14 protein-coding genes and 1 riboswitch are annotated in these 22059 nt (G+C 36.2%); of the genes, 13 read left to right on the forward strand and 1 reads right to left on the reverse strand.

The genetic code is table 11. The features are described 5' to 3' along the window. Nucleotides 1–37 precede the first annotated feature (37 nt). Nucleotides 38–230: riboswitch (cobalamin riboswitch) on the forward strand. The 12 genes from CHB72_RS26355 to CHB72_RS26360 all read left to right on the forward strand — a co-directional run bounded on the left by CHB72_RS26355 (nucleotide 214) and on the right by CHB72_RS26360 (nucleotide 18144). Continuing rightward, nucleotides 214–399 (forward strand): hypothetical protein, encoded by a 186-nt coding sequence (locus tag CHB72_RS26355; RefSeq protein ID WP_176431237.1) that lies wholly within the window; start codon nucleotides 214–216, stop codon nucleotides 397–399. It overlaps the preceding riboswitch by 17 nt. A 104-nt stretch (nucleotides 400–503) precedes the next feature. After that, complete coding sequence (locus CHB72_RS06715; protein WP_089282115.1) at nucleotides 504–2504, forward strand: hypothetical protein; 2001 nt, start codon at nucleotides 504–506, stop codon at nucleotides 2502–2504. Further along, nucleotides 2497–3204: a hypothetical protein gene (locus tag CHB72_RS06720; RefSeq protein ID WP_089282116.1), complete on the forward strand. Its 708-nt coding sequence runs from the start codon at nucleotides 2497–2499 to the stop codon at nucleotides 3202–3204. The genes CHB72_RS06715 and CHB72_RS06720 overlap by 8 nt, the downstream gene beginning before the upstream one ends. Then, a complete protein-coding gene (locus CHB72_RS06725; RefSeq protein ID WP_089282117.1) occupies nucleotides 3197–4603 on the forward strand; it encodes an ICP22 family protein in 1407 nt (468 codons plus the stop codon). The genes CHB72_RS06720 and CHB72_RS06725 overlap by 8 nt, the downstream gene beginning before the upstream one ends. Further along, nucleotides 4603–5574 carry an AAA family ATPase gene (locus tag CHB72_RS06730; RefSeq protein ID WP_089282118.1) on the forward strand — a complete coding sequence of 324 codons (972 nt, stop codon included), beginning with the start codon at nucleotides 4603–4605 and terminating at the stop codon, nucleotides 5572–5574. Before CHB72_RS06725 ends, CHB72_RS06730 begins: the two co-directional genes overlap by 1 nt. A 1-nt stretch (nucleotide 5575) precedes the next feature. Then, nucleotides 5576–6415, forward strand: a complete 840-nt coding sequence (locus tag CHB72_RS06735) for a DUF58 domain-containing protein (RefSeq protein ID WP_089282119.1) — start codon at nucleotides 5576–5578, stop codon at nucleotides 6413–6415. Then, nucleotides 6416–7936 carry a vWA domain-containing protein gene (locus CHB72_RS06740; protein ID WP_089282120.1) on the forward strand — a complete coding sequence of 507 codons (1521 nt, stop codon included), beginning with the start codon at nucleotides 6416–6418 and terminating at the stop codon, nucleotides 7934–7936. Further along, nucleotides 7923–10355, forward strand: coding sequence for a VWA domain-containing protein (locus CHB72_RS06745; protein WP_089282121.1), 2433 nt, complete (start codon nucleotides 7923–7925; stop codon nucleotides 10353–10355). Before CHB72_RS06740 ends, CHB72_RS06745 begins: the two co-directional genes overlap by 14 nt. Nucleotides 10356–10357: 2 nt before the next feature. After that, nucleotides 10358–11758 carry a DUF4430 domain-containing protein gene (locus CHB72_RS06750; RefSeq protein WP_242975066.1) on the forward strand — a complete coding sequence of 467 codons (1401 nt, stop codon included), beginning with the start codon at nucleotides 10358–10360 and terminating at the stop codon, nucleotides 11756–11758. 38 nt (nucleotides 11759–11796) lie between these two features. Further along, nucleotides 11797–13263, forward strand: coding sequence for a prenyltransferase/squalene oxidase repeat-containing protein (locus tag CHB72_RS06755; RefSeq protein ID WP_089282123.1), 1467 nt, complete (start codon nucleotides 11797–11799; stop codon nucleotides 13261–13263). A gap of 71 nt (nucleotides 13264–13334) precedes the next feature. Beyond that, the gene (locus CHB72_RS06760) at nucleotides 13335–17756 is read left to right on the forward strand and encodes an S-layer homology domain-containing protein (RefSeq protein ID WP_089282124.1); all 4422 of its coding nucleotides are present in this window, start codon (nucleotides 13335–13337) and stop codon (nucleotides 17754–17756) included. A 244-nt stretch (nucleotides 17757–18000) separates the two neighbouring features. After that, nucleotides 18001–18144: a hypothetical protein gene (locus CHB72_RS26360; RefSeq protein WP_176431238.1), complete on the forward strand. Its 144-nt coding sequence runs from the start codon at nucleotides 18001–18003 to the stop codon at nucleotides 18142–18144. Nucleotides 18145–19182: 1038 nt separating this feature from the next. On the opposite strand, the gene CHB72_RS06770 is transcribed toward CHB72_RS26360, so the two are convergent. After that, complete coding sequence (locus CHB72_RS06770) at nucleotides 19183–20895, reverse strand: IS1634 family transposase (RefSeq protein ID WP_089282125.1); 1713 nt, start codon at nucleotides 20893–20895, stop codon at nucleotides 19183–19185. 299 nt (nucleotides 20896–21194) lie between these two features. On the opposite strand from CHB72_RS06770, the gene CHB72_RS06775 reads away from it, so the two are divergent. Beyond that, nucleotides 21195–21881 (forward strand): GntR family transcriptional regulator, encoded by a 687-nt coding sequence (locus CHB72_RS06775; protein WP_089282126.1) that lies wholly within the window; start codon nucleotides 21195–21197, stop codon nucleotides 21879–21881. Nucleotides 21882–22059: the final 178 nt, after the last annotated feature.

Here is a 22059-nt window from a genome sequence, read left to right on the forward strand (position 1 = left end):
ATTTGAATTGTAAAAAATGGTACACTATTGGTAGAATTAAACAAAAAGTTTTTATGGTGTTTTGGAAATGGAAGTTTTCAAAACTGAAAAGGGAAGTTTGGTGGAAATCCAACGCGGTCCCGCCACTGTAACGCTGAGAAAATTATCATAACCACTGTTGATGAGAATGGGAAGGAGATAGTTTTTCAATGAAGCGAAGCCAGGAGACCTGCCATGAAAGCGTACTCTGTATTTCTCACGGGGATGAGAAGGGGCTTGTATCATCATTGTCAGAATATATCAACTGGAAATGGTGTTGAAGAAATTTGCAAAACATCCGATGCTCCCCAGGGGAAAAGATGTTTTTTTATTTTGCAAAAACCAAGTAAGATGAGAAAAGTCCATGAAAAAAACAAATAAAGTACTGACTGGAAAACCAGAGGTATCTTCTTTTCAAAAAAGTAAGATAACTCTGGTTTTTTTGTTTGCCAAAATACTTGAAGGATAAAAGGGGGTAAGGGGATTTGAAGAAAAAGTTGATCATGATATTTTTGATTATTCTAGTTTATCTGCCAAATAGCGTATTTTCCTTCGGTTTTTCAAAGACAAGCATAACCATTGAAGCAGGATTTGACGGCAGGGTGAAACCAGCGTTTATGAATCCTGTGAAACTAAATGTACGATCCCAGCAGTATCCCCTAGATGGAGAAATAGAAATAAAGATAGGGGATGAAAGTTATTTTATCCAGGTGTTTTTGGAGGGAAATACAGAAAAAGAATTTATTTTTTCCTTGCCATTTAATAGAAATGATAGGGAAATAGAGATGATTTTTAGGAAGGATGACCATGAAGAAAAAGAGAGGTATGAGCTAGAGATGCTTCATCAGGAGGCATTATTGATAGGTGTGTTGTCGGAAACCAATAGCATCCCCGGTTATTTAGGGAATACCGGAAATATCAGATTAGGTTATGGTACGGCAGTAGCAGTAAATATAGCTGATAAAACCTATCTTAAGGGATATGATCTAAGAGCCTTTGATTTTATTGTAATAGATGGATATGATACAAGGAAGCTTACAGAAGGCTTGATGGAGGGAATAAGGCTTTGGATCAAGGAAGGGAATACATTATTTGCAAGAGATATTGCTGCTGTTGAAAATATCTTTGATGGGGCAGCAGGGGAAAGGAGCAAGAAAAACGCCTTTTCTTTTGGAAATGGAAACATTGTTATTTTAGAGAAGGATATTGAAAATATTGGTGAATATTTTGATTACTATTTTCCCTACAGTAGATTACGGCAAGGCAGCAATATCAACAACATTGTAGAGAAATCCCAAAAAAATTTTACTTTAGGGGGTCTTTGGCAAAGAGATGGATATGGAAAAGTATATAGCTATGTTGGTTTAATCGTCATTTATCTTTTGCTGTTGATGGTGGTGAATCATTATAAAAAGGGAAAAGGTTTTTTATTGATGATGCTATTTTCTATAGCAGGATTTTTAATAGCAACAAATTTTCTAGAGTTTGGAACAAAAAGCTTTGCTATTTTAGAAATCAAAGAAAGGGGATATTTGACGGATACAGCTACCTTTATTCGCTTTGAGAACAACAGGGAGAATACCCAGCTGAAAGTGCAGGGTGATTATATGAGAAACCATACCCAGGATATTTCAAAGCTCTATTTAAACGAAGGGAGAATTTTATTTCAGGAAGAAGGAGAGAAATTTATCTATAGAAGGAGATTGGAGGATATCGGCAGCAGTGGGATAAAGTTGGAGATAGACGCAGAAGATGTGGTTCGAGGCACCATAGAAAATCCTCTTTCTGGTACTTTAGAACAGGCGGTGCTTTTAATAGGAGATACTTTGATCCCTATAGGGGATATGAAGGGAAAGGAAAGTATTCAGCTTCACTACAGCCTCGATCATAATTTAAGCAATACCAGTGATTTTAATTACTTGAGCATATTGTTCGCCAAAGGAGAATTTAACAGTCTTCAAAGGATGATTTTTGAGTATTATTATTATCACCAGGATGAAAGTCTTTATAATTTGAAATTAATAGGATTTTCATCAGAACAAGAAGTGCTGGAACAAAATAATAGCAAAATGAAAAATGATAAATATGTAATGCATGTACTGGAGATAGCGCTAGATAAAGAAAAGGAAACGGTTTATCCTATGGGGAGTATAAGACCTCAAACGGTATACGAGGGATATGTTGATGAGACTTTCAAAAGGGAATTTACTTTAGAAGAGGAAGAAGCTTTGTTGATCTATTACAACATTCCCAGAGGTGGCAGGGTAAAAGCCATTGATCTGAACATGAAGGTGGAGATGGGAAATCCTGTGATAGAGGTTTTAAATCAAGAAACCCAGAGGTGGGAAGATATCGGCTACCTATCCAGAAATGCAATAGACAGCTATATTTCAAAGGAACCTCTTTCTATAAGGATATTAGGGGAATCCAGAATATTCTTACCCCAGATTCGTGTGCTAGTAGAGGGGGAAAGTACAGATGAATAAGCTTGTGGAAAAAATCTCAATCAAAGAGGAAAATAGAAGGATTTGTATTTTGGATCTCTGCATAAGTGCCTCTGTAGTCGTTGCTTATTTGGTGATTGTTGCTGTAAAAAACTCTTCGGAAGAAAGTTTATTTGGCATGGGCTTTTACGCTTTTTTCTTCTTATTTCAATTTATTCTTTATACCATATTGGTACAGGCTCTGAAAATTGAAGAGGGAAACTACATAGACAGTCTATTGCAGGTGGGGGTGTTTACATTAGGTATCCTGCCATTGCTCATGGTGGTAGCCTATGGCAACCAAATAGGCAGGCTTCAACCCCTATTGCCACTAAGTATACAATATCTATGGGGGATAATTCTGGTGAATATAAAACAACGCCTGGCAGCTATAGATAAGAAAAAAGTCTGTTACGTAAATCTTTTCAATTTTGTTGTTATGGTTGGGGGGATGATGCTATTTTATCTGTTTTATCAATATAAGAGTCTGGTGCTGGTATCTGTTTTTGACAAAAGAATACCTAAAGGATTTTTTATTAATCCGTTGTTAACCATCATTGGTATTTTAAGAACACAAATGGGAGAAGTGAATCATATAGGCTATGTACCTGTGATGCTTTTCCTCCTGTTCTGGATTTTTTTTGAAATCCTTTTGTTCTGCATCAGTAAATATAGGATGATGAGGAGAAGTCAAGATGGATGAAAAAAATATTAACGATGCCCTTTATGAATTAAGAAAAAAATACTGGATACAAAGGTTTTTAAAATCCATAGCTTATGGTATCTGTTGTTTTGGTGTAACAATGCTGTTATTGATTGTTATCAGTCATTTTCACATGATTATGAACATAAGGGATAAGGGACTGGGATTAATGGCTGTCTACCTCTTTATTGCTTTAGTAATGGGACTGGTGAAAAGACCTACTATAAAAGAAACTGCAAGGCTTGGTGATGCTATGGATTTTCGGGAGAGGTTCGGCACCTATATCCAGCATAAGGAAAGAGAGGATACTGTATGGTATTGTTTTTTGGAGGAAACCGGCAAAGTATTGAAAATAATAAAACCCCATAAAAGATTCAGGATAAGATTTTATAAAAAGCAGTTTTTTCTGGGCATGATGTCTTTTTGTATAGCTATTTTATTGCTATATTTACCCACCACCTCAAGAGAAGCAGCCCATGAAAGGGAAAGGATCAACCAAGAGATCAAGAAAGAAGTCACAGCATTAGAGGAAATGATGAAAATATTGGAGGAGAATGAAATAACTTTAGGTGAGGAAGAAAAAAATGAAGCTATTGAAGCCGTACAAGTTTTAAAAAAAGAACTAAATAGAGCCTATCAATATAATGAAGCCGCATGGGAAATTCAAAAAACCCAAGAGATTTTGGAGGGTATTTATGGTAAAAGCTTTTCAAATAAAGAGGCCAATAGCTTTTCAAGAGAAATAAGCAATCTTGCAGGAAAAGAAAATTCTTCGAAGGGAATTGATAAAGAGGGTACAGGCCATGAAGAGGAAAATATGCTGGAGCATTTTTCTGATCCTCAGCAACGGGAGAGATTATGGGATGATATGGATGTAAAAACCAAAGAATTAGAGGAAATGAAACAGAGGATGCTTTCAAAGGCAGAAGAGGGTTTAGAAAGTAAATCTGGAGAAGACGTCATAGAAAACTTTGCCCAAGGAACAACTGAAACCCTCGAGAGGGCGGAGGCCACCAGGCAGCTAGGAGAAGAGCGGTTAGAGGGAGGATTTGGAGAAGAAAACAGCCAGGAAAATAGCGGCATAGGTGGATCAACAACAGGAAAACAGTCAGATACTGGCTTTAAAGAAGAGGGAAGTATCGGGAAGGAAGGAGAAGATTCCCCTATGGAGGAAGCTTTTGTAGAGGCAGCTTTTTCTGGACAGGAATCAGAGAAGGGTAATTTTCAGCGGAGAGGTATAGAGGAGACCATAGGGATAGAGGGAATAGAGGAAAGTCGAAGTGCCTATTACAGAGAGTTTGTGGAAAATCCTATGGGCTATTTAGATAGATATAAGGTATCAGCAGCAAATAGAAGGCTAGTTATAAACTACTTTAAAGAACTAGAGGTGGAAAATTGATGTATAGAAATATCCCAGAAAACTTTAAAAGGGTTTTCGACTTGATCACGGCGGAAGTAGGGAAGCAAATGATTGGCCAACAAGAAAATATTCATCATGTCCTCATTGGCATTATCTGCGGAGGAAATATTTTAATGGAGGGGGCACCGGGTTTAGGGAAAACTTTATTGATAAAAACCTTTGCCAGGGTGTTGAACCTACCTTTTGCAAGAATCCAGTTTACACCTGATTTAATGCCAATGGATATTATAGGAACGGAGATAGTAAGAAATTATCATGAAAAGATGGAAATTCAGTTTGAAAAGGGGCCTATATTTAGTTCCCTCATATTAGCAGATGAGATCAACCGTGCTACGCCTAAAACCCAAAGTGCTTTACTACAGGCGATGGCGGAAAAAACTGTGACAGTAGGCAAGACAACCTATAACCTGCAAGAACCATTTTTTGTGTTAGCCACCCAAAACCCTATAGAGATGGAGGGAACTTATAATCTGCCGGAGGCGCAGTTGGATCGGTTTATGTTTAAGGTAGAAATCAAACTGCCTAAACAGAAGGAGCTGTCAGATATTGTAGATATCACCGTAGGAGAAAAAACAGAAGTAGACCTAGAGGCTGTAGTGACGAAGGAAGAAATTATGGAGATGAAAAAAATAGTATATAGCGTGCCGGTATGTGATGAGGTGAAGGACAGGGCTATTCAAATCATTCTAAATACCCATCCGGAAGAAACGAAGATACCAGAGGTAAAGGACTATGTACGATGGGGATCAAGCCCCAGAGGACTCCAGGCCCTTATTTTGGGAGCAAAAGCAAAAGCTTTAACCGAGGGAAGATATCATGTAGCCCTTCAGGATCTTTATACTATCGCACCTGTCGCTTTAAACCATCGAGTAAAATTAAATTTCAAAAGCATCTCCGACAAAGTAGATGGACAAACCATTATTTCCACAATTTTAAAGCAGGTGATATAAAGTGGAAGAATTTTTAAGAGAAATCGAAGGCTTAAAGATTACGCCTAAAAGAAAAATCCTTCAGGGAACAAAGGGCAATACAGCGTCTTTTGGATTGGGAAGCTCTACGGACTTTTTTGAACATAGGCCCTATGCTCCACAGGATGATTTGAGGAAGCTGGATTGGAAGCTTTATTGCCGCACAAAGGAGTTGTATGTAAGGCAGTTTACTGAGGAAAGTCAAATACATATAAAAATTATTTTAGATGCCAGCTTATCTATGGATTACGGTGAACATAACAAATTTCAATTGGCAAAGCAGCTTTCTATGGGACTAGGATATTTAACCCTTAAAGGGTTAAATTTGTTGACGGTTGTGAAACTAAATGATCAGTCAGAGATTGTAGAATACAAATTAAACAATATTGATCAATTTTATGATTTTAAGGTAAAGATGGAAAGGTTGCATTGTGAGGGGAAAACCAACTACGAAGGTTTAATACAGCAGGAGGTTTTCTACAGTGGTATCACCTTCCTTTTTACAGATTTTTTATCACAGGGTTATGAAAAAATGCTGGATTTTTTAGCCTCTAGAAACGAAGAAATCATTGCATTTCATATTTTATCGGAGGAAGAAAGAAGTCCTAAGTTAAAGGAAAATTTAAAGCTCATAGATACAGAAACAGGGGAAGAACAAAGAATTGCTGTTACAAAGGATATTCATAGCATTTATAAGGAAAAAATCAGCGCTTTTCTTGATGAAACAAAAGAAAAATGCAATAGAAGGGGTATAAAATATATTTTTTCAGAAACCACAAGATCTCCAGCGGAAATCTTGTTTGAAGCCATTGGAGGTATATAAATGAGCTTTTTAAATCCACTGGGACTATGGATGCTGTTAGGCATCATCATGGTAATCATCATTTATTTAAAAAAACAACAGGAAATAGAGCTAAAGGTTACCAGTATAAAACTATGGCAAGAGGTTTTAGCGGATGCAGAAAAAATAAAAATAAGCAAAGTAGAGGAATACTTACTTTTATTATTACAGATAGCAATTGTGATATTTATGGTGATGGCTCTAGCAAAGCCTATGATCTATGGGGGAGCACCCAGGGAAAATGTAACCATCATTCTTGATAATTCCTTCTCTATGCAGGCGGTCTCCAGTGGGAAAAGTCATTTAGAACTGGCAAAGGATAAGGGACGAAGTTATATTAGCGGGTTAGGGGAGAAGGTAGTGGTCACCCTAATAACAGCCAATGATGAAATGAATCTCCTATTAGAAGGAGGCAGCAAAAGAGAAGCAATACAATCCTTAGAAGCTGTAAAGCCTTCTAATAAACCTTTAAATTTAAAGGCAATGGAGGGGATAAATCCTGAATTTCTTTCCTGTAAAATTTTTATTACCAACAAGAAGATAACTGATATGGAAGGGATTATAACGGTAGGGGAGGATTTATATAATTTGGGGATTACCGATGTAAAGTATGACTATTATGAGCATGTAGTTATTTGCAGTATTAGGAATTATAGTACCACTAGTATAGAAGCAAAAGTATCCTTAAGAGACGAAAGTGGAAGGGAATATCTTCAAAGGAAAATCATTAAAGGAAATCAAGAGGAGGATTTATTAATAGCTCTGGAAGCTGAACCGGAAGTGATCAAGGTTTCGTTGGATATTGAAGATATGCTGCAGCAGGATAACCAATATGTGTTGGGGATAGGGAAAGACTACAAAAAAGAAGTTCTTTTAATAGGGGATAACTATTACATGGAAAAAGCCCTAGAAAGTATTAGAGGCATCAACTGGAAAAAATCAGAGGAAATAGAGGCGGGGTATGACCTCTATATCATAGATAAAAAACATGTGTATGAAATCGAAAAGCCTACTTGGTATCTAAAGGGGGAGGAAATTCTAGAAGCGGAAGAAAGAGAGGGGACAAAGGAGCTTAGGATAAGAGGTTATGAATCAGCTGAAGAAACACTTTATATAGAAAACCCCTTTGTTTTAGAGGAAAAAAAGGGTTTTCATCCTGTAATTGAAAGCGAGGGGAAGGCTTTAGCGATTATTGGAGTAGAGGGAAATAGAAGGATAGTCTACTCTTCAATAGACCTATCAAAAACAAATTTAACAATGACACCTTTGTTTCCTATCTATGTAGAGGAAATGCTGTACCATTTGTTGGATGAAAGCTTTCTGAAAAATATGGAACCTATCAACAATCCACCTAAGAAATTTATTGTAGGGGAGGCGGTGTCTATAGTTTCAACAGAAAAAAGCTGGATTCCGGTAGTAATACAGCCTGAAAATATTTTCATATATCTGGCAATGCTGCTGCTTTTTATAGAATGGAAGGTGTATAAAAATGCTAGATATTAAAAGCAGAAATCGATGGATACTGTTAAGGATTGCTGCCATTGCATGTCTGATATTTTCTCTTTTTTATATACCCATAACAAGAGAATCCTCTGATACTTGCACTATATTTTTGGTAGACAGATCTCTGAGTGCTTTGGAGCATGAAAATGCTGTACAAGCCTATGTCAATAAACAAATTGAAACAAAAGGAAAAAAGGATACCTACACGATTATATCCTTTGGCAAAGATGCCATGATAGAGGTACCCTCAACCCGTGAAAAAAAAGAAGTGATCTTCAATACAAAAATAGACAGCAATTTTACCAATTTAGAAAATGCTCTAAATTTTGCAGTAACCTGTTTTCCTGACAATACTCAGAAAAGATTGGTTTTGTTTACAGATGCAGAAGAGAATATAGGAAATTATCGTGAAGCTGCATTTAGGTTAGCCAAAGAAGACATCAATCTGTTAGCCTATTCTTTAAAACGAAAAGAAAAGACAGATGTTCAGTTTACAAAGCTACAATTACCAGCTTCTATATATGAAAATGGAGATATGTTTATCGTGGCTGAGATAGAGGCTAACTACAGGGGAGAAGGCATCATAAACATTTATGGAGATGGTGAAAAAATTGTATCTAAGGCTATTGACTTTGCAGAAGGCAGTAATTCCTATGAAATAAAGCTGGATACAGGGAACAACTTTGTCAAAAAAATAACAGGTGAAATCATTGCTGTAGGAGATGAAAACCCTCAAAACAACAGGGCGACAGCCTACATCTATTTGGAGGACAGGCCCAAAGTATTGATTATAGGTGAAAAAAACCAGGCAAAAAATGTTGTATCTCTCACAAGAAGCTTAGGGATAGATATAGATACTATAACAGCTAGGGAAGCCAATTATACAATAGAGGATTTATCGGAATATGGACAGATTATATTGGTGAATGTAGCCCATGATGCAATAGGGAAAAGCTTAGAGGATGCAATCGAATACTGTGTAAGGCAGTTGGGAAGTGGTCTTCTGGTTATAGGAGGAGAAAACAGTTTTGCATTAGGGGGATATAAGGGAACGCTATTAGAAAAAATGCTGCCAGTAGATAGCCTTATCAAGGCAGATAAAGAAAAGGCCAGCATGGGTTTGATTGTCGTGGTGGATGCCTCTGGCAGCATGGAGGATGGAGATGGACATGAAAAAAAATTAGAGTTAGCTAAGCACTCTATAGTCAATTCAACCAAGATTCTTGATGAAGAGGATTATTTAGGGGTAATGGCTTTTTCTGATACTTTTGAATGGATTGTACCCTATGAAAAGTCTCCAGGCCATTTCAAGATAGAAGCAAATGTAAGCAAGATCAGTGCAAGAGGAGGAACATTGATTCTGCCAGCCATTAAGGAGGCAATGGAAACCTTAAAAAATAGTGACACAAAAATAAATCATATTGTACTTATGACGGATGGAGAAGGAGAAAAGGAGGGATATGATGGACTTCTAAGGGAGATGGAGGAAGAGGGAATCACCTTATCCACCATAGCCATAGGAGTAGATGCTGACAAAAGGTTTTTAGAGGAGCTGAGCAATGCAACAGGAGGGAGGAGCTACTTTGCTGAAAATGCTGCTGAAATACCTAAGCTATTAACAGAGGAGAACTATGTAGCCAGTAGAAAGTATGTAAACGAAAGAGAAATCCTCCCCCAATATAGTGGAAATAACAATAGCTTTTCTGGTTCTATGCCAAATCTATACGGCTATGTATCCACTACCCTAAAGGAGGGCAGTCATTTAATTCTGGCGACAGATTTGGGAGAACCTCTTTTGGCAGAAAGAAACTATGGTTTAGGGAGAACGATGGTATGGACCTCGGATTTAGAGGGAAAATGGTCTGATCAGTGGATAGATTGGGAAGAAATGACAGTGGTATGGAGAGAGATGGTAAATACCAACATAAGGCAGCAAAGCTTTAATGAGGATGAAATAGAAATGGATTTAGAGGGGGGGAATCTCCATCTGAGGATAAAGGCAAAAGAAGGGGCAGAAAATGTAAGGCTGGAGCATATTTATGGTTCTGCCATAAAGTTCGATAGAAGAATGCGTCAAACATCCAAGGGAATCTTTGAGGAAAATCTATACCTAGAGGCTGTGGGAGAGTATTTATTAAATATTCATATAAATTCAGAAGATGGAGAAAGCCGCAATTATAGAAGAAAGGTTGCTTTAGATTATTCTCCTGAACATGATATGAGGCTGCAGGAGGATAAGCGGTTGGAAGTTTTTAAGGATTTCACTTTAATAGACAACAGTACAGAAGTATTTAAACATCCTCTTTCCATCAAAACTAGATCCTATAGGGATTTAAAGGATATTTTTTTAACTTTAGCCATCATCTTTTTTATATCAGATTTATGGCTTAGAAAAAACTGGAGGAGGTTTTGGGCTTGAAAATGAGAAAAGGTAAAAAATTTGTTCTATCACTGATACTGGTAATGGCACTGGTGCTAGGATTACTGGGATGTTCTAAGGAAAGCGAAAAGACCATTACAAATCTTGATGAAAATAATTCGGTGGTAGAGGTACATGAAAAGCAAGAAGAAAAGGGTAATATTGATGAATTAATGGATAGGGAAGAAGAAAAAGAGGAAGGAGAGGAAAAAACTGCGGAAGAGGAAAAAGCTACAGAAGAGGAAAAAGAGATAGAAAGCAATTCGAAAGAGCAGCGTGATACAGAAAAGGAAGAAACGGATACCAAAAAAGAAGAAAAGAATACAAAAGAAATCAGTGGTGAGGCAAGTAAGGGAGAAAAGGATAAAAAAAATAATGTTACGGTAATCGATGGTGTAGAATATACGAATTACAAAGGCCCTGTTCAAGGGGAGATCAAGTATGTGGAGGGAAGACCTGCTGAGCAGGATTCTGACCGTAGAAAGGCATCTGGAGATATAGGAAGCCCCTATCAAGTGGATTTACGGGTTACTACTGACTTTGGTCATAGCAAAATTTATGCAAAAAATGTGGGCATGGTAAAGGACGAGGTAGGGATGGAGGTTCTTTTTAGAAACCTAGATATACAGACTGCCTATGGAGGAGGTTTTGTAAACGCTATTAATGGGATTGAATCGAAATTCACCTTTTTTACGGGAAGTCAAAGAAAAAAAGAGGATTGGTTCTATTGGGTGAATGGGATATTGGCACCTATAGGGGTGGCAGAATATCGCCCAGAGCCAGGAGACGTTATCTGGTGGGATTTTCATGACTGGGAAACCACGATGTTTATTCCTGCTGTTATAGGCTCCTACCCACAGCCCTTCAAGAGTGGCTTCTTTGGAAACAATCCTGGAACAGTCATCCTGTATACAGGAGACTACAAAAATGAAGCAGAACAGCTAAAGGCAAGCCTGGAAAAACAAGGTGTAAAAAAAGTAGATATTGCTGTGTATGATGCAAAACTATTAGAAAATCCTGCGAAATACTATATCGTATTAGGTGTTTGGGAGGAGCTGGTGAAGGAGTCTACAATAACCAATAGCAGAGGAAAAGAGATAAATTTATTAGAAGAGACAAATGATAAGAACAAATTTATTGGGGTTTATGCTAAATTCGAAGAGGGGAAGCTTCATGCTTTAGATCACAGGGGAAATAAGAAAACCTCTCATACGCAAGCAGGTACTATCTATGGCTATGCAGCTGGAATAGGTGCTACAAAGCCAATATGGATTGTAGCAGGAACTGATGACAAGGGTTTTAAAATCACCTTTGAAACATTATTAAATCAACCAGAAAAGCTTAAGGATGCCTTTGGTATCGTAGTGTCTGAAAAGGGTGTAGAAAAAATTCCTTACATCTAATAATTGGTGAAGGAAAATATAAATGGAGGTGTATACCAATGAGAGGCAAGTGGAAAAAAGTCTTAAGTTTACTATTGATATGGATCATGTTACTGAGTGTGGTCCAACCTGTTTTTGCAGCAAATAAGTCCAGTATCACCAGGGAAGAACTGTATAAGAGGATAAGAGAAACTGTTGATTATTACCATAAGACCTATAAGGAATACAGCTATGCTGGAATTTTAGATTGGCCGGCCTTAGGGCTTTCTGCTATGGGGGAGGATGTAAGTGGCCCAAAATGGACGATCAATGGGAAAAATGGTCCTTATTGGAGAGAAGAACAGGTTAAGACAGGAGCAGGGCTTTCAAAGGTAAAAAATACAGATTATCAAAGAACCATTATAGGAGTAACCTCAGCAGGAAAAGATCCTCGAGATTTTGGAGGACATAATCTAGTAGAAACCGTTAAGGGCACCATGATGAAAAATGGACATTTTGCTGATTCTGTAGCGGATAACTTAACAGGTAAGCCCGTAGGAGAAACCTTAATTAACGCCCATATATTCGGCATCATTGCCCTTCATGTGGCTGGAGAACCTATTCCCAACAGAGATAAATGTTTGGAGTGGCTGATAAAACAACAGCATATAGATGGGGGATTTACGTGGGATGTCAAGTATTTTGATGATCCTGAGGATTATAAAAGAGTAGTATCGGATGTAGATATGACGGCAGGAGGATTAATGGCGTTTGCAATATTAGGAGAAGATCTATCTCAACCTCATGTAAAAAGAGCATGGGATTTTCTAAAGGAGGAACAGCTGGAGCATGGAGGATTCCATTCCTGGGGTACGGATAATCCAGAAAGCTGTGCATGGGTTATTAAGGCATTGACTTTGTTTGGCGTAGATCCTATGGGACCAGAATGGACAAAACCTAGTGGGGGAAATCCAGTAGCATCTATTCTTAGATTTCAACAGGCAGATGGAAGCTTTAGCCATGTTTTGAATGAGGAGGATAATTTACCTGTTTATAGCAATGGTATGGCTACGGAACAATCTCTGTATGGATTAGCGGATGCCTATAATAATAAGGCCGCCTATGATATACTTCATGAAAAATATAAGCCTACAGCAGTGGAACATGTGTTTAAGGATTTTGAACCACAGGATAAAGGGTTCAAAGAAGCCTTGGCACTTGCCTATGATTATATTATGCTAATTGATGATGAAGGCAAATTTCATCCAGTTGAGCCAATCAAGAAGGAGGAATTAGAAAGAGCCCTTAAAAGAATGCAGGATTTAGGCTATAAGATAGAAACAGTAGATTTTTCCTCCTATAAAACTGAAATAACAGGAGAAAATTTTGTTGAAATTCTTTCGAAAGCTATAGGAATTGAGAATTCAATAGAAGCGTTAAAGGGAAAAGGATTGATCTATCAGGGCTTTGATAAGGATAGAGCCGTGACCAAAGCAGAAGCAGCCATAAGCTTATATGCCTTAAAGGAAAGCAAAAGTGCAATGTAAAAGAAAGGTCTAGGAGATGAAGAAGTTAGCAAAACAGTGAAAGAAAATTTGAAGAATTAGGGGGGGTTGGATTGTTAAAATACAATAAGAAAATATTATCTATCCTTATAGTATTCAGCATTCTATTTTCTTCATTAGGATTAGGCAACATGGCTTTTTCCTTTGGGGAAGAATTGAGTACTTCTTCAAAGATGACAGTAACAGAATCCGTCTATGATGAAAAAACACTGCAGGGAGATACCTTAACAATCTCAGAAGAAAAACAACCAGATCTAAGAGACAGGTTGGAAGCAGCATTACCAGATACGGTAGATTTTCTTCTGCAAAGTGCCAATAGTATGGATTGGGTGGTCTCAGGGCTTGGTAGACTTGAAGGCTATAGGCATAGAATACCATCAGACTATGTAGGAAGCAGAGTGCCTATTGTTCAGGATCAAGCGGAGCTGCAGGATCAAGGAGATAGAAGCTTTAAAATAACAGAGTTTGAAAGAATGACCATAGGTATCGTTGCAGCAGGAGGAAATCCAAGGGATGTTGGAGGTATTGACTTAATAGAAAGAATTTACAATCCAAGATACAAGGACGATGGGACCGATTATATTACAAATCAGGGGATCAATGCGGTAATTTTCGGATTGATAGCTGTAGATACAAGGGATTATGAAGTGCCGGATAATGCAGTTTGGACAAGGGAAAGAATGATTGATGAGATTTTATCAAAAGAAATTACAGCCTCTAATGGAGCTGTGGGAGGATGGGCATTATACGGCAACGTACCTGATCCAGATATCACAGGCATGGCAATGATTGCTCTGGGCCCCTATAGTGATGGTAATCCTCAAGTAAGAGCAGCAGTAAAGCGGGCGGCGGATGTACTGGCATCCCTTCAAATACAAGAAGGAGAATTTGCGGGGGGATACTACTCATGGGGAACAGTAAATGTAGAATCTTGTGTGCAAGTGGTGATGGGATTAACTGCTAACAATATAGATCCTTTTTCTGAAGAATTTGTAAAAAATGGAAATGCCATAGGGGATGCAATTTTAAAATTTAAAGTACCAGGGGGGTTTACCCATTCCTTTGAAGCTTCACCAGGTTCAGAACCAGGGCAGCCCAATGGGATGGCCAGTGAACAGGCATTATATGGCATAGCACAATTGCTTTACTATATGGATGGGAATCAGGGAAGTATCTTTAGATGGGGAGAGGAAATTCCAACAGTAGACAAGACTGCCTTAAAAGCAAAGTTAAAAGAAGCAAAGGCAATAGAAAAAGCTAATTATACGGAGGTAAGCTATAAAGTATTACAAAATGCTATAGCTAAAGCAGAAATAATCTTGGCAAAGGAAGATGCAACCCAGAAGGAAGTGAATCAAGGAACGCAGCTTCTTGTAGATACAATGAAATCTTTGGTATATCTAGTACATAAGATCATTGCTGTTCCAGACACTGAAGGGAAAGCTCATATCAGTGAAGATGAAGTAAAGTACGCTTTAGTAGAAATAACTGTACCTAAAAATGTAACATCCTTGCAAATTCAAATGCCTAACAGCAACGAGAGTACAAAAATAGTTTTAGAAGATAAAGTACTTTCTTACATTGAAGCAGAAAGAAAAAATCATAAAGGGAATGTAATCAAGCTCATCATCAAAGAAGGTACGAAAATTACCACCGGGGCAGACATAGTAGAACTACCTAAAATCATTAGCAGCCAAGAAAGCTTGAAGGCTGCAGAGGAAAAGATAAATCAGATACTTAAAACAGAAGCAAAAAAGGTAAAATCAATAAGTGATTATATTATAGCTGGATCGGAAGTAGAAAGCATAGCACTTGACCAACCTATTACAATGATAGTTGGAACAGATATTGAAAAACAAATAGCTTACATAGATCATCTAGGCAATGTAAAGATAATAGATAAGGTAGCAAATGAAGAGGAAGGACAAGCAAAAAAATTAGATGCATATGCCTACTTTGATGGAAATGCTATGGTGATTAGAACAAAGCATTTAGCAAGCTTTGTATTGTATGATACTGAAGAAGGCTCCACAAACCCTGTAGACCCAGAAAATCCAGAAAACCCCGACAAAATAGTGACTGTGCAAATTCGGGTTGAGGGGTATGACCGGACGGTAGTACCTATGAGAACTATAACGACAAGCGTCTTTGGTCTTGATGAGTACTTAGGTCCAGCATCAGGAAGTTCTGCCACACCTTCGGCAGGGTGGGGAGAAGATCGATTTCCTAACGGACCAACAGCCGCCCATGCAACAGTGGAGGCATTAGAACAGGTAAGAGCCCGCTATGATTTTCAAGATTATGGATGGTCATTATATATTGCCATGATTGATGGAAATAGAGAATTTGATCATAGATCTACATCAGGATGGATGTATAGAGTAAATGGCGTTTTACCTAACTTTGGTTGTCAGGAATATGTTCTTTCGGATGGAGACGTTATAGAATGGTATTTTGGGGCCTATGGCTTTGAAACCCTCTTTACCAAGATGGAAGCAGATAAAACAAATGCCAAAACAGGAGAGGAAATCACCATAACTTTAATTGGAGAAAAAACTGATTTAAGTGCCCCCAGCGGTATTGGGGCAACCGTTAGGTCGAAGGTAGGAAATGCACAAATCCATGTAAATGGAAGCCCTTACAAAGAAAATGGAAAAGAGGTTATTACAGATTCAGAAGGAAAAGCTACTTTGAAATTTTTAAGTCCAGGCAGTTATACAATAAGTGCAGAGAGGGTGAATAAAGAAGGATTAAAGGACATTGTCAGACCAATAGGCATAGTAATAAATGTTACGGGTGAAACAATATCTCCGACAAACATAGAAATGGAAAATGAAAAATATCAAAACGAGTTTAAAATAATAATAGATGAAAAATCTAAAGAAGAAGAGATATTAAAGGCATTGGAAAATGCGTATGAAAAACTGCAAAAAACAGCTGAAGAGATACAAACAGATGATAAAGCATTGCAAATAGCCTCTGAAGTGAAGGATGTGTTAAATCTTATCAATCTTGCAACGGATAGAATAACCATAGAAGAAAACTTCAAGTTTCTTATAGAGATACAAAAGAAAGTAGTGGAAGTCTTGATAAAAGCCTTAGAAAAAGCAGAAAAATACGAAACTATAGAAAAGAGCGTGTCTATATTTGAAGTGGAAGTACTAAATTTAACAGAAAAAATAAGAGAAAAAGTGAATGATTTGGATACGAAAGTGAATCTTTTTATAAATATTGCAGATATATGGAGACAGATAAGGTCAATAGGGGAACTTGAAGAAAAGAAAGAAGTAGATGAAAAAGTAATGCAGTTCTTAGAAGAGGTAATAGAAGCGTTGACAGTTATTGATTTTAAAGAAAAAAGTATGGAGATAGGTGGAGATGTATCTACAGTTGAACTGAATGAAGAAGAAATTATTAACAAGGCGAAGGGAGTAAAAAGTCATTTGGAAAAAGTTAACAGGGTAATGTTAGAAAATGATAGAAATAGTAGTAAAAGAAAAATCACCAATGACCTAGTGATAAAATTACCAATTACAGGAGATGAAAGATCTGAAATAAAAATGAGCAGTAAATTATTGGGAGAAATAAAGGAAGAGATTGTTAGTTTGAGGCTTGTAGATGATAGAGCAACTATAGAAATAAAGCCGTCTACCTTTGGAAGCCTTGATAATAAAGAAGATGAAATTACAATACAGATAGAGAAAATAGGAGAAGTAACCAAGATCAATATTACGGATAAATTAGAAGAACCAATAAAAGTTACGATTCCTTATAATCTAGAAGAAGATAACAAAGATAATTTAGCAGCAATTCTTATTACAGAAGAAGGAAATAGAATCATCATGGGCGGCGTGTATGATGAAGAAAATGAAGGGGTAACCTTTCTTACAAACAGTGAAGGAGGAATCGTGATAGAGCATGTGGAAAGAAAGTTTGATGATTTAAATGGATTTGAATGGGCACAAAGAGATATTGAAAAAATGGCATCTAAAGGAATCATTAGTGGAAAAAACAACCAAACCTTTGACCCGTCCGGCACCCTTACTAGAGCAGAATTTGCTACGTTAATGTTCAAAATCCTAAAATATCCACCAAAAGATGATATTGATATGATGTTTGCCGACATAAAAGAGAATGATTGGTATTATATACCAGTAGCAACGGTATTCGATAAGGGATTAATAAGCGGAAAAAGTAAAACTAGCTTTGATCCTAATGGCAATATAACCAATCAAGAATTAGCAGTTATTCTTTCTAAAACATTAGTATCCTATGGTTTTATTCAAGAGGATATGGAAATATTGGGAAGGTTTGAAGATGCAGAAAAAATAGATCAATGGGCAAAAGAAGGAGTAGCACTTTTAGCAGCAAATGATATATTGTTAGAACAAGAAAACTTTAATCCATTAAAGCCTGTCAATAGAGCAGAAGCCACCTATATGATCAGCAGATTATATGATTTAATGATGAAGTAGTGAACTCGTCCAGCTAAAGCTGAACACCGAGGAATCAGGTGGAGAGTCTACTCCACCTGATTAAGAATCCCACCTACGCTAACACTTAGAGGTGGGGGTTTTATACCCTAAAAACAAAATCATGATAAAGCTGTAACAAGAGCTGAAGCAGCCATAAGCCTGTATGACTTAAGGGAAAGTAAGAACATCAATACTATGTAAAGAAGGTCAAAGGGATGCAGGAAAGATAACAACAGAAGAGAATTTGAAGTTTATTATAGATATGCAAAAGAATGTAATGGAGATTTTAATAAAAACTTTGGAAAAGGCAACTGAAAAGGAAACTATAGAGAAAATCATTTCTATATTTGAAGTGGAAGCACTGGATCTGACAGAAAAAAACAAGTAAAAAAGCTAACGATTTAGAGGAGATAGTGCAGTTTTTTATAAACATAGTGAATATATGGGGACAGATAAGATACATAATCGAATCTGAAGATAAAGAAGAAGTTAATGAAAAAATAATGAAGTTTTCCACAGAGATTATGGAAGAACTAACAGCTATCAAACTTTAAAAAGGAGATATAACAATAAGTGGAGGAATTTCTAAAAGGAGACTTGATGAAGAACAGATTAGTAATAAAGCTAAAAAATCAAAAAATAATCTAGAAAAAATCAACAAAGCTATATTGGAAAATAATATAGCTAGTTTTAAAAGAAAAATAATGAATAGTCTGATTATTAAACTAGCAAACATATTCAATTAAAGACCAATTCCAAGGAGAAAAAATTTTCCTTCAGCTTAGTTTACATATTTAGAGTTTAGTAGTTTTGCTAAGTACTTAGCAATAACTTTTAAACATTGAGGAGAAGTACATAGTTTAACTCAAGAGTTTTTGTATAAGAAAAGATAAAATGAAACTTAATTAAGAGGGAGTTTTTACTCCCACTGAATTGTAGTCGAGTCTATTTCCAGGATGCAGTGATTGATCTCACACTTAGTTTGTTTACTTGAAGAGGGAGTCTTAGCAATACACCGAAGGATAAATAGATATATAAGAAAGATAGCTAAAGTATTAGGAAGCTTATTAATATTTACATCTAAATTTTCATGGGGAGCTTTATTAGCAACTTATATTTCAGGCTTTTGGTTTGACATGGTTCATGCTATTGCTACCATTTTTTTCTATATCTTATTTCTGAGCCTATGATTGAAAAATTAGATAGAATCAAAATCAAATATGGGCTGATTGATATTGAAAAATACAGTAATATGAATATTTAAAGTTGTAAAATAGAGTCTTCCTTTATTTAGGATATTATTAAGAAGAAATAATAATTGACAAATATCCCATCTTTGACAGTTGCGAAAGAAAGAAAGCTTGTAGCCTATTGAAAAAACTAGGTTTCAAGCTTTCTTTATGTGTTCAAAAAGTGCGTACTTTTTTTAGTTTTTCGTGTCTTTAAAAATTTTTTTCATCTGAGTGTTTTTCATGATTTGATAGTCCGTTCTGAAGCCAAAAGCCTCGTGAAGAACGTCTGTAAAATCCGTTCGCATATAAGTTGGAATATAGCCATCGCCAGGGATTTCGTAAAAATTCATATCTTTTAACCCTTGTACAATCTCAGAACAGGTGAACTTACTATTTAAGCGCTTTTCAAGATATCTGTAGAGTACCATTGCTAAGAAACAAGTTGTAAAATGGGCTTCGATACGATCATCTCTTGTTAAGTACACAGGTCTTGCCTTAAATTCACTTTTCATAATTCTAAAGCATTCCTCAATCTCCCAACGTCTGTGATTGATCTTAATAATTTCAGAAGCTTCATCTTCCAAGTTGGTGCAGACAGCATAAAAACCATCATAAGCTTCTTCTTTTGCAATAACTTCTAAGTTGATGCTATAGAGGTGTTTTTCAGCGACTTCACCATTTAGTGTAACGCTTGTTTTTTCAACAAATCGTTTGTAGTCGTTCTGATTGCTTTTTTTAAGTTTTGAAGGATTAGTTTCAACAACCTTAACAGCACGGTCAATTTGAGCATTTCGAATCTTTCTTTGATAATCTCTATATTTGATAGAATAAGTAACGATTAGCTTTTGCTCCAAACCATTTTCTTTGATCCAGCGTTCTTTATAGAATGTTCTGTCTGTAAACTGATCTTCCTTGATATCGAAGATGTCATAAACCTTGTTATCACCACTTAAATGCCATCCTTCGTTTGAAAGCGCCCATTCTTTGAGGTGCTTTTTAAGTTTTTTGACAGACTGTGTGGTAATGAAAGCACGCTCACCTTGGTCATTAAACTTTCTATTATCCGTTGAGGCTAGACCAGCATCAGTACAGATAACAAATTTTGAAAGTTTGAAATCATCCAGTATCTTTTGCTCTAAAGGTTTCAAAGTAAGCTGTTCATTGGTATTACCTTTAGTGATGCTAAATGTAAGAGGAATACCATCACCATCCATGAAAAGCCTCATTTGAACGATAGAATTAGGCTTATGTTCTTTCGAATAACCATACTGTTTGAGCCCTTGTTTTTGCTCAATTTCGAAGAAATAATTTGTACAGTCATAATAAAGAATGCCAGCATTTTGTTTAGAAAGTTTTAGGCTGTTTTTATAGAGTTCAGATTGAATAAAGTGCGTCTCCTTTGAAATCACTTCAAGTGCCCTATAGATGTGTTGAATATCAAAAACAGGCTTTTCTAAAAACTTAGAAGAAAGGTTATAGGTTGAAAGCTTAGAACTAGGAAAAATAATTCTGCCGTATAAAAGCCTTGAAAGTATAGAATCAAGATTAAAGGTGAATTTATAGCGGTCAGAAATCTCTTTACAGATTTTGTGAAGTCCCAGTTCATGATAAATCTTTTGAAAAAAAAGATAGCCCCCGTTAAAGAAATGTTGTTTTTCTTTTTCTATAAGCTTTGTAGGCGAGTATTGAACCATGATTTTACTAGTTTCTTCTTTTTCTTTTTCATTAAGTTCGGCAATATATTTTTTAGCCCATTCGATAGGATCCTGTCCGCTTAATTTTTCCTCTAATTCGTTAATGGTTCCAAGTTTTTCTACAATTTTAGTAGTGCGTTTATTCTTTTCAATAACATCCTTTATCACATAAAGTGGAGTAGCATTTTTAGATTTTGAAAGTGATAGTCTCATAATAAAAATTCCCTCCAATCTATTATATTATAATAGATTACGATAAAATACGAAGGTATATTTTGAAATTTGACAAAAAATAAAGCCTTTTCAATAGCTTTAGGATTCTTTTATTATTCAACTGTCAAAAACCCGGAACCCCCTTATGATAGATTTTGACGAGAAATCTATCACAAGGGGGTTCTTTTATGTCCATCTTAATATATTCCAAATAATGGTTGACAGCAAATATATACTATGGTAGTATGGTAGCAAGCGGTACATAATGGATAAAATTATTCTTCTGAGGAAGTGAACATGTGAATTTAGCAATAGAAAAACAAAGAGATGGAATGACAGTCGGTGATTATGTATATGAAGTCATCAAAAGAAACATTATTAACCTTAACATGGCTCCGGGAACTCGAGTGAGTGAAAAGGAGATTTCTGATCTTCTAAATGTTAGTAGAACGCCGGTCAGAGAAGCTTTCATTAAATTAGCCAAAGAAGGCTTACTCTACATCCTTCCTCAGAGAGGAACTTATATTTCCTATATTGATTTAGATATTGTTGAGGATGCAAGATTTATTAGGGAAAGTTTAGAGAAGTCTGTGTTTAAGATTGCTACGGAAAAGTTTCCAGAGGAGTTATTAGATGTTCTTCAAGAGAATATAAATGAACAAAAAAAACTAATAGAGAAGAGATCATACTTTGAGTTTCTAGAGATGGATGAAGAGTTTCATAAAATCATATTTAGGGGATGCAACAAAGTAAGAACATGGTCTTTCATACAACAAATTAATTCAGAATACAAGCGTGTTCGTATGCTTACCTTTATTGCAGATATCAATTGGAAAAATGTTATTGGACAACATATGCAGATTTTAGAGAGTATTAGAAATCATGATGAGCAAATGGGACAGGAAGTTATAAGCAATCATATCAAAAAGCTGATATTTGAGCAGATAGAATTAAAAGAAAAGTATCCTGAATACTTTAAGGACTAATCGTAAAAAAGAATCAGATTTAAAATTTTAATTGATAATATAATTAATTCTAGGTATGGTAGTATGGTAGTATGCATTATAGATAAAGATGAAGGATAAAAGTCATTATGAATTTTAAAGAATGAAATAAAGAACTATTTTTAGTTTTTATGAAAACGTTGTCTTGTAGTAAAGAAAA

Origin of the sequence: Anaerovirgula multivorans (genome assembly GCF_900188145.1) — a bacterium.
Classification (GTDB): domain Bacteria; phylum Bacillota; class Clostridia; order Peptostreptococcales; family Natronincolaceae; genus Anaerovirgula; species Anaerovirgula multivorans.